This is a genomic window from Stutzerimonas stutzeri SDM-LAC (assembly GCF_000235745.1).
GTDB classification, from domain to species: domain Bacteria; phylum Pseudomonadota; class Gammaproteobacteria; order Pseudomonadales; family Pseudomonadaceae; genus Stutzerimonas; species Stutzerimonas stutzeri_H.
This window is the reverse complement of record NZ_AGSX01000103.1, coordinates 16,883-32,285: the sequence shown is the minus strand read 5'-3', so window position 1 is coordinate 32,285 and position 15,403 is coordinate 16,883. Positions and strand designations below refer to the sequence as shown.

Sequence of the window (15,403 nt, the reverse complement as noted above, 5' to 3'; positions counted from 1 at the left end):
CTTTTTCTGCTTCTGAAAGGCGACCGGCGATTCTGGAGATCGCCGGTCGAGGTCAGGCTGCCTTCGCCTCGGCCATGCGCACCGCGCGGTTCAGCGCGCTGAACAGGGCGCGGATGCTGGCGGTGGTGATGTTCTCGTCGATGCCGATACCGTGCAGCGGCCGCTCACCATCCAGGCGTACCTCGATGTACGCCGCGGCTTTGGCATTGCTGCCGGCGCCGATCGAGTGCTCGTGATAATCCATGATCTCCAGCTTGACCGGCAGACCGGCAACCAGCGCCTCCAGCGGGCCCTTGCCGATGCCGCGCCAGTGCGTGGTTTCGCCGCCGCTCGCGACTTCCACATCCAGCGCACTGGTGCCGTTTTCTTCCTGCAGGCGATGGCTCTTGAGCGTATAGGGCGCGCTCGCCTGTAAATACTCGGCCTCGAGCAGTGCGTAGATCTGCTTGGCGCTCATCTCCAAGCCCAGGCGGTCGGTCTCTTTCTGTACCACCTGGCTGAATTCGATCTGCATGCGCCGTGGCAGGCTGATGCCGTACTCCTGCTCCAGCAGATAGGCGATGCCACCCTTGCCGGACTGGCTGTTGACGCGGATTACCGCCTCGTAGCTACGGCCGATGTCCGCCGGGTCGATCGGCAGGTAGGGCACTTCCCAGACGCCGTTCGGATCCTGCTGGGCGAAACCCTTGCGAATCGCATCCTGGTGGGAGCCGGAGAAGGCCGTGTGGACCAGATCGCCGACGTAGGGATGACGCGGGTGCACCGGCAACTGATTGCATTCCTCAACCACTTTGCGCACTGCGTCGATGTCGGAAAAGTCCAGCTGTGGGTCGACACCCTGGCTATACATGTTCAGCGCTACGGTCACCAAATCGACGTTGCCGGTGCGCTCGCCATTGCCGAACAGGCAGCCCTCGACACGATCAGCGCCGGCCATCAGGCCCAGCTCTGTCGCGGCAACGCCCGTGCCGCGGTCATTATGGGTATGCAGGCTGATCAGTACGCAGTCACGCTTGTTGATGTGACGGCCGAAATACTCAATCTGGTCGGCGTAGATATTCGGCGTGGCTGCTTCGATGGTGGCCGGCAGGTTGAGGATCAGCTTCTGCGCGGGCGTCGGCTGGAACACCTCGATCACGGCGTTGCATACCTCGACGGCGAAATCAGTTTCTGTGGAGCTGAACACCTCTGGCGAGTACTCGAAGCGCCAATCGGTTTCCGGTGCCGCGTCAGCCAGGCGTTTGACGACCTGCGCGGCGCTGACCGCGATGCCTACTACACCGGCTTTATCCTGATTGAAGACGATGCGACGGAAGCTCGGAGCGGTGGCGTTGTAGTAATGGACGATGGCCTGCTTGGCACCCTTCAGGGACTCGAACGTGCGGGTGATCAGGTCTTCGCGCGCTTGGGTCAGTACCTGAATGGTCACGTCATCGGGGATGTGGCCCCCTTCGATCAGCTCGCGGACGAAGTCGAAGTCGGTCTGGGACGCAGACGGAAAGCCCACTTCGATCTCTTTCAAGCCAACCTGAACCAGCGTCTTGAAGAAGCGCATCTTCTTCGCCGCGTCCATCGGCTCGATCAGTGACTGGTTGCCGTCGCGCAGATCGGAGCTCAGCCAGATCGGCGCCTCGGTGATGATCCTGGACGGCCAGGTGCGGTCCGGAATGTCGATGGCCGGAAAGGCGCGATATTTTTTCGATGGGTTCTTGAGCATGGTCATCTTGTGTCCCCAGGCAATCTTGAGCGAGCAGCTTCTCTGCCCACGAGGGGCATCGGTTATGGTGCAAAGTTATTGCTTGCTGGTTATGCCTTGCAAGGCCTTGTAGAAAATTGATGTTTTATTGCTGTGCTTCTGGCTTTCTGGTGATTTGTGCTGGCTTGCCGGTAAAAAACCAAGCTTGCTTGCTCAGGCGTTGCGGCCTCATGTCGCAGCGGTCGAGATGAAACGGCTGTGCGATCATCCCGCCACTCCATAACATCTGGTCACGAAGGACACTCCGGTGGCACGCAAACGGCTTTCGACATTAAGCATCTGGCTTGGCCTGTTCGCCATGCTGATGATCCATGTCGGTCCGTTGTACTCCGCCATCCAGGCCGCAGAGGCCAATGGGCAGCCTCACCACCATGCCGAGCATGATTCAGCTGCTCGCGGTCATCACGACCAGATGCGTGCCGGTGAGCCCGCTTGGCTCGCCGCACTCGAACTTTGCGGCTACTGCGAGCTATTGACGGTCAACCCGCCGCTCACCGTCTCTGTAGATCTGGTCCTGCCGCGCCACGCGCCGGCTTACTTCCATTCACTTCCCGAGCAGCCGCAGATTCCTGCGCTGCGCCGCGGCAGCGGCCATCCCCGCGCGCCACCGCATTTCCACTGCTGACCGTAATCAGCCGCCTCACTGCGGCCTAATCACATGCAGAAGTGGAAGTTCTTATGTCCAGCATTACTCATGGCTGTATGGCGCGCGTGCGCCTGTCTGAGCGTTTTTCGATTCAACCCTCGCGTCTGCGTTGGCAGTTCGCCCATGCCGCGCTGCTGGGAATGCTCGCCGGCAGCGCGCTGGCTGCCGAAGCCGACCACTCCGCTCATGCAGAGCAATCCGATGCCGTCGAGCTGGCGCCGATGGTCATCACCGGCGTCGGCCAGCAATCACCGCTGACGGTAACGACCGATCCGAAGATTCCCCGCCAACCGGTACCGGCCAGCGACGCGGGTGATTACCTGCAAACCATTCCCGGCTTCTCCGCCGTGCGTGGCGGCGGCTCCAACAGCGATCCGGTGTTCCGCGGCATGTTCGGTTCGCGTCTGAAACTACTGGCCAACGGTGCCGAGATGCTGGGGGCCTGCCCAAGCCGCATGGACTCGCCGAGCTCCTACATCACCCCGGAAAACTACGATGCACTGACCGTGATCAAGGGCCCGCAGACGGTGATTTGGGGGCCGGGTAACTCGGCGGCGACCATCCTCTTCGAACGTGATCCGGAAGACTTCAGCGAACTGGGCGGGCGAGTCGATGCCAGCTTTCTGGTCGGCTCCGATGGCCGCTTCGACCGTAATATCGATGCCGCCGCCGGTGGCGAACAGGGCTATATCCGCCTGCTGGCCAACCGCTCCGACTCCGATGACTACCAGGACGGCAACGGCGACGTCGTGCATTCGCGCTGGGACAAGTGGAGCACGGATCTGGTGCTCGGCTGGACGCCGGACGAAGACACGCTGCTGGAGCTGACGGTCGGTCGCGGCGATGGTGAAGCCCGCTACGCCGGGCGCGGCATGGACGGTAGCCAGTTCGAGCGCGAGAGCATCGCCCTACGCTTCGAGCAGGACAATATCGGTGAGGTGCTGCAGAAGATCGAGGCGCGGGTCTACTACAACTATGCCGATCACGTGATGGACAACTACAGCCTGCGTACGCCCTCGGGCATGGGCATGATGGCCAATCCCATGGCCAGCAACGTCGACCGGCGTACGCTGGGTGGACGTCTGGCGGCAACCTGGCAATGGAGCGACTACGAGCTGGTGGCGGGTGTGGATGCGCAACGCAACGAGCATCGCAAGCGCACCTCCAGTTTCAACATGATGACCGGCACACTCACCGAGCATGATCGGTTCGCCTGGAACAAGGACGCCGTCTTCCACAACTATGGCCTGTTCGGCGAGCTGACTCGCGACCTGGATGACGACAGCCGGGTGATCGGCGGCGCACGCCTGGATCATGCCGCTGCGAAGGATTACCGCAGCACCGGCGCGTCGGCCGGCGACAGCCGCAGCGACAATCTGCCGAGCGGCTTCCTGCGCTACGAGCATGATCTGCAATCGCTTCCCGCGACGGCTTATGTCGGCCTTGGCCATACGCAGCGTTTCCCTGATTACTGGGAGCTGTTCTCGGGTGGTGCCGATGCCTTCGCCAACGTGCAGCCGGAAAAGACCACGCAGCTGGATTTCGGCATGCAATACAGCCAGGGACCGCTGGAGGCCTGGGCGTCGGCTTATGTTGGGCAGGTGCGTGACTACATCCTGTTCAGCTACCAGACCAACATGATGGGCATGTCCAGTTCGCGCGCCGACAACATCGATGGCCGTATCGCCGGTGGCGAGCTGGGCGCCAGCTACCGCCTGAACTCCAACTGGAAGACCGATGCCAGCCTGGCCTACGCCTGGGGCAAGAACAGCTCCGATGGCGAGGCGCTGCCTCAGATGCCGCCGCTCGAAGGGCGCCTGGGCCTGACCTACGTGCAGGGTGACTGGAGTGCGGCCGGCCTCTGGCGCGCGGTGGCGGCGCAGAATCGCGTGGCAGAAGGCAAGGGTAACGTGACCAGCAAGGACTTCGACGAAAGCGCGGGCTTCGGCGTGTTCTCGCTCAACGGCGCCTACCGCGTGAATCAGAACTTCAAGCTCAGCACGGGCATCGACAACCTGTTCGACAAGGCCTACAGCGAGCACCTCAACCAGGCCGGCAATGCGGGTATCGGCCTGTCGGCTGACGAGCGCATCAACGAGCCGGGTCGCACGTACTGGGCGCGGGTCGACATGAGCTTCTGATTCATCGCGACAGGAGCGAGAGCAATTCCCGCTCCGGACGTAGGTTGGCGCTGAGGCGCGGGGCCTGTTGGTGCGGTTCGCGGCGCTGGTGTCAGGGATGACGCATGGGCAGCGCCCAAGGCGGTTTCAGCGGCTTCGTGCCTCAGCGCCAACCTACGATTAACGTCTTTCCTCGGCCGGATGTCCTTCCGGTTGCTGCAATGCCGGCGGGCCCGGCTGATGCAGTGAATCACGCCACTCTCGCATATCACCACCGCTCGGATGCTGGAATACCCGCAGGCCGAATTCCGGCAGGATCGCCAGCAAGTGGTCGAAAATGTCCGACTGGATCGCTTCGTACTGTGTCCAGGCCACGGTGTTGGTGAAACAGTAGATTTCCAGTGGCAATCCGTCAGCGGTCGGGCTTAGCTGGCGCACCATCAGGGTCATGCCCTGGTGGATACCACTATGGCTTCGCAGGTAGCGCTCCACGTAGGCTCTGAAACTGCCGATATTGGTGATGCGCCGCGTGTTCACCGGCTCCTTGCCACGCTCTTTGAGGTTGGCATTCCAGGCATCGATATCGCGGCGTTTCTCGGTGAGGTAATCATCGAGCAGGTTGAAGCGATGCAGGTGCTCGCATTCCTCGCCATTGAGGAAGTGGACGCTTTGCTGATCGAGAAAAAGGCTGCGCTTGACCCGCCTTCCACCGCTTTCTTGCATGCCGCGCCAGTTCTTGAACGAATCGCTGATGAAGCGCTTGGTCGGGATGTTGCTGATGGTCTTGTCCCAGTTCTGCACTTTTACTGTGTGCAGGGCAATGTCGATGACATCACCGTCGACGTTCAACTGCGGCATTTCCACCCAGTCACCGACACGGATCAGGTCGTTGGAGGTGATCTGTACGCTGGCCACCAGCGACAGAATGGTGTCCTGGAATATCAACATCAGGACCGCCGCCATGGCGCCGAGTCCGGATAGCAGGATCAGCGGCGAACGGTCGATCAAGGTGGCGATGATCAAGATGGTGGCGACCGCGTACAGCACGATCTTGACTACCTGCAGATAGCCCTTGATGGGGTGCACATGCGCATCGGCCCGGCGCTGGTACATCATGTTGATGATGTCCAAGAGCGCGCCCAGAGCGAGGGCGATGGTGAGTACGATGAAGCCACCGCAGACATTGCGCACGACCGTGACGGCCGCCTCCGGCAAGCCGGGAACAGCGTTCACACCAATCGACAGCACCAGCGCCGGTACGATGTTGGACAGTCGACGGATAATGCCGAAATCCTGCAGCTCGGTTTCCCGTGTGCTGCGCAGTACCTTGTACAGGCCACGGACAAGAATCCGCTTGACCACCCAGTTGGCGAGCCAGGCGGCGAATATTAGCGCTGCGCTGGCGACCAGCGTCTGCAGCTCCGCATGCTCGCTCAGCCATGCCAGCCAGACGTTTAATTCATCCTGCATGGGCGCGCTCACGGTCAGTTAGCGTCAGGCCATGGATCGCCATAGAGAACAGGCCCATATCAGCGGATGAACTCGCGGCTGATGCTGCGAAACAGCTCGGTCCCGGCCTGCTCCATCCACTCGAAGGCGACCATTTCCCGCGAAACGATGCTGGCACCGGCCTGCTGCATGCGTGCCAGGCCGAGCGCTTTGTCGCTGGCGCGCCGCGAACCGACGGCTTCGTCGACGACGAAGACTTGATTACCGCGAGCCAGCAGGTCGAGCACCGTCTGTAACACGCAGATATGGGTTTCGATACCGCTGACAATGAACTGCTTGCGCTCGCCACCGGGGCGCTTGAACAGCTCGCCGTCGCGCGCCGCAGAGAAGTGCAGCTTTTCGATGATCGCCTCATCTGCCATGCCGTCGCGCAGCGAGGCGATCGTCGGGCCCAGTCCCTTGCTGTACTGCTCGGTGATCAGCACCGGCACCTCGACACGCTGGGCGATCTGCGTTAGCCAGGCGCTGTGCTCGGCCAACGCGGTATGACCTTCGATGGCGGGAAACAGGCGTTCCTGGATGTCGATGATGAGGAGAGTGGATTCCTTAACATTGATGAGCATGTCATTTCCTTGCAGTCAGGGCTTGAAGGCACCGATGAAGATCGACGGATCGACCCGGGCATCGTTGAGGCTGACGTTCCAGTGTAGGTGCGGTCCGGTGGCCCGGCCGGTGGAGCCGACTTTACCCAGCACGGCGCCGCGCGAGAGTTCGTCGCCGACCTTCACGCCAATCTGCGAGAGGTGGCAGAACATGCTGATCAGTCCCTGGCCGTGGTCGACAAATACGGTGTTGCCGTTGAAGAAGTAGTTGCCGGTCAGGATCACTTTACCCGCCGCCGGAGCTTTGATCGGCGTGCCGGCCTTAGCGGCGAAGTCCAGACCCGAATGTGGGTTGCGCTCTTCACCGTTGAAGAAGCGGCGCAACCCGAACGGCGAGGACAGCGGGCCGTTGACCGGCTTGTCGAACAGCAGATTGCTGGGTTGCCGCGCGCTGAATTGCTGGTAGGCCCGGGTCTGCTCGTCCAGCTCGCGCTGGATACGCTTAAGGTCGTCGGGGTTGGGATTGACCTGCCGCTTGTTCTTCAGGGTGATGCGCTGTTCGCGGTAGGTGCGCGGCTCCACCCGGAAGCTCCTGGATTGGCCATCGATATCCAGCGACTGCTGGCCGGCTTTCACCGTTAGCGGAATCCCGACAATGGCAATCCAGCGTTGATCGTCCTCGCGCACCACCAGCACGGGCTTGCCGTCGTAACGCACTCTCGGCGCACTGGCATCGTTGCCCAGGCCGATCACGGCGACGCCACCTGGCACAGGTTTGTTCAACAGGCGAGTGAGAAAGCCGTCGGCATGGGCGGGGAGTGTCAGGCAGAGGAGCAGGGCAAGGGCGAAGCGCATGAGAATCCTGAGTAATGGGTAGGTCAGTCCAGCAATGACAAAGTGACGGGCGTCTGGTGGTTGTCCTCGACGCGCACGTCCAGCTCGCCGCCGCCCAGGCGCGCCTTCAGACGCTGGCCTGGCTGGGTCTGGTCGGCCCGGCGAACGGCGTGGCCGCGCTCATCGAGCAGAATGCTGTAGCCGCGTGACAGGGTTGCCAACGGGCTGACGACATTCAGCGTCTGCGCCAGCCCTTGTAATTGTTGACGACGACCTTTCAAAGTGTCTTGCATCGCCCGGGGTAGGCGGCTGGAGAGGTGATCGAGGCGCTGGCGCAGCAGATGCAGCGCTCTGCCCGGGTGTTGTCCCGCAAGTCGGGTGTCGAGGCGCGCCAGGCGTTCCTGACCGGCGCAAAGCCGACGGTCGATACCGCGCAGCAGCCGCTGCTCCAGATCGTCGATGCGCTGCGCCTGCTGTTGCACTCGCTCGCCAGGATGACGCAAACGTCGGGTCAGACCGTCCAGCCGCACGGCGTCGCGATGCAGCCGATCCCGTATGCGCAGCAACAACCGCTGGCGCAGTCCTTCGAGTCGCTGGCGCACGTCGGCGCTGCTGGGCGCCAGGAGTTCGGCCGCAGCAGATGGCGTTGGTGCGCGAACGTCGGCGACGAAATCGGCGATGGAGACATCGGTCTCGTGGCCGACGGCAGAGACGATTGGCGTTTCGCATGCCGCCACGGCGCGCGCAACCGCTTCTTCGTTGAAGCACCAGAGGTCCTCCAGCGAGCCGCCGCCCCGCGCCAGAATCAGTGCATCGAAGCCGCCACGATCGGCCAGTTCCAGTGCGCGGACGATCTGGGCGGTCGCTTCGCGGCCCTGGACTGGTGTCGGCACCAAGGTCAGTGCGACGTGCGGCGCACGGCGACGGAACACTGAAATGATGTCGCGGATCACTGCACCGGTAGGCGAACTGACGATGCCGATGCGCCTGGGATGAGCGGGCAGGTCGCGCTTGTCTGCGGCAGCGAAAAGACCTTCGGCATCGAGTTTTTCTTTCAGCGCTTCGAAAGCCAGGCGCAGCGAGCCGTCGCCAGCCGGCTCGACATTATCGAGAATCAGCTGATAGTCGCCGCGTCCTTCGAACAGCGAAACACGCCCGCGCACCTTTACTGCGAGGCCGTCGCGTAAAGCCTGACGCACGCGCAGGGCGTTCTGCCGGAACAGCGCGCAACGGACCTGCGCGTTTTTGTCCTTGAGCGTGAAATAGATGTGCCCGGATGCCGGCTTGGCCAGGTTGGAAATCTCGCCTTCGACCCAGACCTGGGCGAACACGTCTTCGAGCAGTAGCCGCGCGCGACCGTTGAGCTGGCTGACAGTCAGCACTTCGCGGTCGAGGTTGAGGCGTTGGAAGGGATCTTTGAGCATGGTGGCGATGATAAGGGAAAACTGCGGCAAGAGCGCTGAACGCTGGAGGCTATACGGATAGCAGGCGACGGATCAGCATTGACCTCTCGCCGAAGCGCATTAAGCTGCGCGGCCTTCGTCGCCTCCTTTCGAGTCAGTCATGAGCCACACTCAAGCCATCGTCGTGCCGCGTATCTCCACGTTTCCCGGCCATGAAGCCAAGGCGCGAATGATTCTGCGCTGGCTGGCCGAACGACGCATCGTCGAGGCGCTGCCAACCACCTGCGGCCGCGGCGTTGGCGGCATGGGGTATGCGATCGGATCGGGCGCGCGCAGCGTCGTGCTGCATCCGGAGCGGTTGCCGTTCGGCGAGGCGATCAACGGGCTGGAAGTAGTGACCAAGCGTTGCATCTATACGCCAACCCGGGATTTTGCGGAGGAGGCGGGATGCCCCGAATGTCGCCGCGAAATCGGAGAAGCGCTATTCGAAAGTCTCGATGAGTGGATGCCGGCGCAGACCGATACCTTTGCCTGCCCGGAATGTGGTCACGAGGACGACATCAACGGGTTTTTGTTCATTCCTGCCTGCGGTTTCTCCAACCTCGGCTTTATCTTCAACGGTTGGGGCGAGGCTGTATTCAGCCAGCCATTTCTTGACGAGTTTGCTGCGCGCCTTGGCTTCAAGGTTGCGGTGGTGGTCGCACAGGAGTGACCGGTCAGTCATTTTCCAGTCCCAGCGAAGTGGCGAGTGCACCACGGACCTCACAACTGCATTGAGCGCAAGGGGCCGCGTGGGTATAATGCCGCGCTTCCTTTTTCCCGCCTGGGAGCCCCCGCCATGCTGCGTATCAGCCAAGAAGCCCTGACTTTCGATGATGTTCTCCTGATCCCGGGATATTCCGAGGTCCTGCCGAAGGATGTCAGCCTCAAGACCCGCCTGACCCGCGACATCGAGCTGAACATCCCGCTGGTTTCGGCTGCCATGGACACCGTCACCGAAGCTCGCCTGGCCATCGCCATGGCGCAGGAAGGCGGCATCGGCATCATTCACAAGAACATGAATGTCGAGCAGCAGGCCGCCGAAGTACGCAAGGTCAAGCGTCACGAAACAGCGATCGTTCACGATCCGGCCACCGTCAGCCCTGAAACCAAGATCAGCGAGCTGCTGCGCAAGGCACGCGAGCTGGGCTTCTCGGGCTTTCCCGTGGTGTCGGGCAAAGAACTGGTGGGTATCGTCACCGGGCGCGACCTGCGCTTCACGCCGAATGTCGGTGATTCGGTTGCTGCAATCATGACGCCGAAGGAAAAGCTGATCACCGTGCAGGAAGGCACCGGCCTCGAAGAAATCAAGACCAAACTCCATGAGCACCGCATCGAGAAGATGCTGGTGGTCGATAGCAATTTCCATCTGCGCGGCCTGGTCACTTTCCGTGATATCGAGAAGGCCAAGACCTACCCGCTGGCGTCCAAGGACGACCAGGGTCGCCTGCGTGTCGGGGCTGCAGTGGGTACTGGCGCTGATACGGCCGAGCGAGTCGAAGCACTGGCAGCTGCTGGCGTTGACGTGATCGTGGTCGATACCGCGCACGGCCATTCGCGCGGTGTGCTCGACCGCGTGCGCTGGGTGAAGGACAACTTCCCGCAGGTGCAGGTGATCGGCGGCAACATTGCCACCGCCGAAGCCGCGCTGGATCTGGTCAAGGCGGGCGCTGATGCGGTCAAGGTCGGCATCGGTCCGGGCTCGATCTGCACCACCCGCATCGTCGCCGGTGTTGGCGTGCCGCAGATTTCCGCCATCGCCAATGTTTCCGCCGCGCTGGAAGGCACTGGCGTGCCGATGATCGCCGACGGCGGCATTCGCTTCTCCGGTGATCTGTCCAAGGCCATCGTTGCCGGCGCCAATGCCGTGATGATGGGCTCGATGTTCGCCGGTACCGAGGAGGCGCCAGGCGAGATCGAGCTGTTCCAGGGCCGCTCCTACAAGGCCTACCGCGGCATGGGCTCGCTGGGTGCCATGTCCCAGGCGCAGGGCTCCTCGGATCGTTATTTCCAGGATTCGTCGGCTGGCGCTGAGAAGCTGGTGCCCGAAGGCATCGAGGGGCGCGTGCCGTACAAGGGCAGTCTGGCGGCGATTATTCATCAACTGATGGGTGGCCTGCGCGCCTCTATGGGCTACACCGGCAGTGCCACCGTCGATCACATGCGGACTCATCCGCAGTTCGTGCGCATCACCGGTGCCGGCATGGCCGAGTCCCACGTGCATGACGTGCAGATTACCAAAGAGGCGCCCAACTACCGGGTTGGTTGAAAAATAGATCTGACGCTGCTGCGCTAGGTCATGCTGCGTTGGAGAAAAACTCGAAATGCTCATTTGCTTCAGCAAACTCCGCTTTCTCGTTTTCCTCCGCCTTGCCTGCCCGTCGCTCGCAACGCGGCAAATCGATTTGAAGTATGAATAACGGGGCTGTTCACTCAGCCCCGTGTCATTTGTGACTACCACGAGAGATGCCCACATGGCTCATCCTGACATTCACGCTCACCGCATCCTGATCCTGGATTTCGGCTCGCAGTACACCCAGCTGATCGCCCGTCGCGTGCGCGAACTTGGCGTCTACTGCGAATTGCATCCCTGGGATATGAGCGAAGACGACATCCGCGCCTTCGCGCCGCGCGGCATCATCCTCGCTGGCGGCCCGGAATCGGTGCACGCCGAAGGCAGCCCGCGTGCACCTCAGGCCGTATTCGATCTGGGCGTACCGCTGTTCGGCATTTGCTACGGCATGCAGACCATGTCCGAGCAGCTCGGCGGCAAGGTCCAGGGTTCGGATGAGCGCGAGTTCGGCTATGCGCGCGTCGACCTGGTCGGCAAGTCCAAGTTGTTCGACGGCATCGAAGACCATATGGACGATGACGGCGTGTTCGGCCTCGACGTCTGGATGAGCCACGGCGACAAGGTCACTGACCTGCCGGGAGGCTTCCATATCCTGGCCAGCACCCCGAGCTGCGCGATTGCCGCCATGGGCGATGACGACCGCCGCTATTACGGCGTGCAGTTCCACCCGGAAGTGACCCACACCCGTCAGGGCGGGCGCATCCTGTCGCGCTTCCTGCTGGACATCTGTGGCTGCGAAGCGCTGTGGACACCGTCCAACATCGTCGACGATCTGGTCGAGCAGGTACGCACTCAGGTCGGTTCGGCCAATGTGCTGCTGGGCCTGTCCGGCGGCGTCGACTCCTCGGTAGTCGCGGCGCTGCTGCACAAGGCCATCGGTGACCAGCTGACCTGCGTATTCGTCGACAACGGCCTGCTGCGCCTGCACGAAGGCGATCAGGTGATGGCGATGTTCGCCGAGAACATGGGCGTCAAGGTGATTCGCGCCGATGCCGAGGCGCAGTTCCTCGAGAACCTCGCTGGCGAAGCCGATCCGGAAAAGAAGCGCAAGATCATCGGCCGTACCTTCATCGACGTGTTCGATGCCCAGGCCAGCAAGCTGGACAACATCCAGTTCCTCGCCCAAGGCACCATCTACCCGGACGTCATCGAGTCCGCTGGTGCGAAGAATGGCAAGGCTCATGTGATCAAGTCACACCATAACGTCGGTGGCCTGCCGGAGGAGATGAACCTCAAGCTGGTCGAACCGTTGCGTGAGCTGTTCAAGGACGAAGTCCGCAAGATCGGCCTGGAACTGGGCTTGCCGTACGACATGGTCTATCGGCATCCATTCCCGGGCCCGGGGCTGGGCGTGCGGATCCTCGGCGAAGTGAAGAAGGAATACGCCGACCTGCTGCGTCGCGCCGACCACATCTTCATCCAGGAACTGCGCAACTTCGATTGGTATCACAAGACCAGCCAAGCGTTCGTGGTGTTCCAGCCGGTCAAATCGGTCGGTGTGGTTGGCGACGGTCGCCGCTACGCCTGGGTCGTCGCGCTGCGTGCAGTGGAAACCATCGACTTCATGACCGCGCGCTGGGCTCACCTGCCATACGAGCTGCTGGAGAAGGTCTCCAACCGCATCATCAACGAAATCGAGGGCATCTCGCGCGTCACCTACGACGTGTCGAGCAAGCCGCCAGCGACGATCGAGTGGGAATGATCCTGCGGATGCTTTGGTAAAGAACGAAGAAGCCCCGGTTTGCCGGGGCTTCTGTTTTGCAGCGCGCCAGTCAGCGCATGACAGCTGGCGTATCGATGCGTCGCCAGATCGCTTCAGCGAAGCTGTAGAGCGCAAAGGCCACCAACCCAAGGCCTACCAGCGATAGCCAGAAGGTGCCAAACGGCAGGGATTGCAACGCATTCAGCGCATCTTCAAGCCCCGGTGGGTCGGTTGGCTTGTAGCGACTACCGCCAGTGAAAAGCATACCGGCAACCACCAGAAAGGCGACGCCACGGGCAATCAGACCTGCGCGTGAAATCGGCCGAACCCATTTCATGACGTGTTCGGACGCGTAAAAGTATTTTTCAAACTTCGCTTTCCAGCCTTTGATGATGTGCGCGATACCGACACCGAGAGGCACCAGCGCAACCAGGTAGATCAGGTAGTTCGAATATTTCCAACCCAGCAGGCCCGACAGGAAGTCCTCGCCACTTGAGCCTCCGCCGTTGCCAGAACTGCCAATGGAGCTGCCAAGCAGACCAAGGGTGAACAGGGCGAGCAGTGTATAGGCCACCGCGCTGCCGACGAGACCTGCGCGGATCACTAATCCCTTGGCGTCGGTGCCATGACCTTCCGGGTCGGTGATCGCCTGCGTCAGGCGCCACGCCACGTATGCTACGAGGCCGACCACCATGATCCAGAGCAAGGTCTCCCCGAAGGGCTGCCCTAACAATTGCTGAATGGCGCCTTTGGTACCGACGGTTTTGTCGCTGCCGATGCCGGCCATGAACGCGAATGCGCCAATAATCAGATAGACAACGCCTCGCGCGGCGTAGCCGCTCCGAGCGAGCCAGGTTATGCCACGGCTGACTTCGCCCTTGGCCTGGACGGCAGTGGTGTGCATGGCGCCTCCTCAAAGTTGAATGAGTGTCTGAGCGGTAGACGCGACACCAGGGGCAAGGGTTCGCAGCTGGTGACCAAAGGGCTTGTCTAGGCGCCATGGCTCTGAGGCTGCGAGCAGGCTCGCGACGCTGTAGCATGTCGCAAATGCGAGCGATTCCAATCTGGTTGTTTGGTGTAACGGCTTGTGCAGTTCCGATGAGAATGAAATGACTTTTACGCGAAGAAAAATGCTGACCGGTCTAGCCGGGCTCGCAGCGCTGGGCGTTGTCGGTGGTGGAGCACGTTACTGGCTCGGCCGCCCCGCTGACCCCGTGACCCATGATTACGAGCTGATTGCCGCTCCAGCCGATATCGAGTTGATCGCGGGCACCCGGACGCCAGCTTGGTGCTACGGTGGGCAGGCGCCTGGATTGGAACTGCGCGTCAGGCAGGGCGAGTGGCTGCGGGTGCGCTTCATCAATCACCTGCCGGAGCCCACCACGATTCATTGGCATGGCATCCGCCTGCCGCTGAACATGGACGGGGTTCCCTATGTTTCGCAGTTGCCTGTGTTGCCGGGCGAGTCGTTCGACTATCTGTTCCAGGTCCCGGATGCGGGTAGTTTCTGGTATCACCCACATACATCGAGCGCCGAGCAGCTGGGGCGCGGTCTGGTGGGGCCATTGATTGTCGACGAACGTGAGCCGAGCGGGTTTCGCCATGAGCGGACGCTGAGCCTGAAGAACTGGCATGTCGACCAGCAGGGTGCATTCACCGACTTCAGCGTGCCGCGAGAAGCTGCGCGTGGAGGGACGCCCGGTGTGCTGTCGACCGTCAACGGAGAGCACGCGCCAACCCTTGAGCTGCCGGCGGGTCAAGTCGTGCGCTTGCGCCTCATCAACCTCACCAACACGGTGACCTACCGCGTGAACCTGCCAGGTGGCGACGCGCGTATCTACGCGATCGATGGCCACCCGATCGCGCCGCGGCCGCTAGGTAAAGCCTATTGGCTAGGGCCGGGCATGCGCATTGACCTGGCCGTGAAAGTCCCTCCTGCCGGAGCGGCGCTTTCATTGCGCAACGGCCCGCTGCGGCTGGCGACGCTCGCCTCCGTGGTCACCGCTGAGGCTGAGGGCGATTGGCCGGCACCGCTGCCCGCCAATCCGGTCGCCGAGCCGGACCTGCAGCGAGCGGAAACCCTGCGCTTCAATTTCGAATGGGCTGGCACGCTGTCCAGCGATGCCGGACAGGGCGGCGCATTCACCTTTTGGCAGATCAATGGCCAGGCGTGGGACATCACCGACAAAACCTGTGCGGACCGTCCCATTGCTACGTTGAAAAAAGACGGGCACTACATATTCGAACTGCGCAACCTCAGCCAGTATCAGCACCCAATTCACCTGCACGGGCTGACCTTCAAAGTCATTTCGTCCAATCGCAAGCGCATCGATCCTTGGTACACCGATACTTACCTGCTCGGCAAGAACGAAACGGCACGCATCGCGCTGGTTGCGGATAATCCCGGGGTTTGGATGTTCCACTGCCATGTGATCGATCACATGGAAACTGGATTGATGGCGGCGATTGAAGTGGTTTGAGAGGGCGGTAGTAGCCGGA

The 15,403-nt window shown here is 61.8% G+C and carries 12 protein-coding genes; 6 read left to right on the top strand and 6 right to left on the bottom strand.

Features of this window, described 5'->3' with window-relative positions:
• Window positions 1–52 precede the first annotated feature (52 nt).
• Window positions 53–1,723: a 2-isopropylmalate synthase gene (leuA, locus tag PSTU_RS0110815; protein ID WP_019341045.1), complete on the bottom strand. Its 1,671-nt coding sequence runs from the start codon at window positions 1,721–1,723 to the stop codon at window positions 53–55.
• A 280-nt stretch (window positions 1,724–2,003) separates the two neighbouring features.
• On the opposite strand from leuA, the gene PSTU_RS0110805 reads away from it, so the two are divergent.
• Entirely contained in the window at window positions 2,004–2,381 is a 378-nt protein-coding gene (locus tag PSTU_RS0110805; RefSeq protein WP_019341043.1) for a DUF2946 domain-containing protein, read from the top strand.
• A gap of 53 nt (window positions 2,382–2,434) precedes the next feature.
• A complete protein-coding gene (locus PSTU_RS0110800) occupies window positions 2,435–4,543 on the top strand; it encodes a TonB-dependent copper receptor (RefSeq protein ID WP_019341042.1) in 2,109 nt (702 codons plus the stop codon).
• Between the two features lie 159 nt (window positions 4,544–4,702).
• On the opposite strand, the gene PSTU_RS0110795 is transcribed toward PSTU_RS0110800, so the two are convergent.
• The 4 genes from PSTU_RS0110795 to xseA are packed head-to-tail and all read right to left on the bottom strand — an operon-like array spanning window position 4,703 to window position 8,831.
• Window positions 4,703–5,992 (bottom strand): mechanosensitive ion channel family protein, encoded by a 1,290-nt coding sequence (locus tag PSTU_RS0110795; protein WP_019341041.1) that lies wholly within the window; start codon window positions 5,990–5,992, stop codon window positions 4,703–4,705.
• Between the two features lie 59 nt (window positions 5,993–6,051).
• Complete coding sequence (locus PSTU_RS0110790) at window positions 6,052–6,594, bottom strand: hydrolase (RefSeq protein WP_019341040.1); 543 nt, start codon at window positions 6,592–6,594, stop codon at window positions 6,052–6,054.
• 15 nt (window positions 6,595–6,609) lie between these two features.
• Window positions 6,610–7,428 (bottom strand): M23 family metallopeptidase, encoded by an 819-nt coding sequence (locus PSTU_RS0110785; RefSeq protein WP_019341039.1) that lies wholly within the window; start codon window positions 7,426–7,428, stop codon window positions 6,610–6,612.
• 23 nt (window positions 7,429–7,451) lie between these two features.
• A complete protein-coding gene (gene xseA / locus PSTU_RS0110780) occupies window positions 7,452–8,831 on the bottom strand; it encodes an exodeoxyribonuclease VII large subunit (protein WP_029404726.1) in 1,380 nt (459 codons plus the stop codon).
• 139 nt (window positions 8,832–8,970) lie between these two features.
• Between xseA and PSTU_RS0110775 the strand changes: the two genes are divergently transcribed.
• The 3 genes from PSTU_RS0110775 to guaA all read left to right on the top strand — a co-directional run bounded on the left by PSTU_RS0110775 (window position 8,971) and on the right by guaA (window position 12,904).
• Window positions 8,971–9,522 (top strand): hypothetical protein, encoded by a 552-nt coding sequence (locus PSTU_RS0110775; RefSeq protein ID WP_019341037.1) that lies wholly within the window; start codon window positions 8,971–8,973, stop codon window positions 9,520–9,522.
• A gap of 126 nt (window positions 9,523–9,648) precedes the next feature.
• On the top strand, window positions 9,649–11,118 hold the full coding sequence (guaB, locus tag PSTU_RS0110770) for an IMP dehydrogenase (protein WP_019341036.1): 1,470 nt from the start codon (window positions 9,649–9,651) through the stop codon (window positions 11,116–11,118).
• A 205-nt stretch (window positions 11,119–11,323) separates the two neighbouring features.
• A complete protein-coding gene (gene guaA, locus PSTU_RS0110765) occupies window positions 11,324–12,904 on the top strand; it encodes a glutamine-hydrolyzing GMP synthase (protein ID WP_019341034.1) in 1,581 nt (526 codons plus the stop codon).
• Window positions 12,905–12,974: 70 nt separating this feature from the next.
• Here the strand turns inward: guaA and PSTU_RS0110760 are convergent, their stop codons facing one another.
• Window positions 12,975–13,808, bottom strand: coding sequence for a DUF1206 domain-containing protein (locus PSTU_RS0110760; protein WP_019341033.1), 834 nt, complete (start codon window positions 13,806–13,808; stop codon window positions 12,975–12,977).
• 205 nt (window positions 13,809–14,013) lie between these two features.
• Here PSTU_RS0110760 and PSTU_RS0110755 point away from each other — a divergent pair, with 205 nt between their 5' ends.
• Entirely contained in the window at window positions 14,014–15,384 is a 1,371-nt protein-coding gene (locus tag PSTU_RS0110755) for a multicopper oxidase family protein (RefSeq protein WP_019341032.1), read from the top strand.
• Window positions 15,385–15,403: the final 19 nt, after the last annotated feature.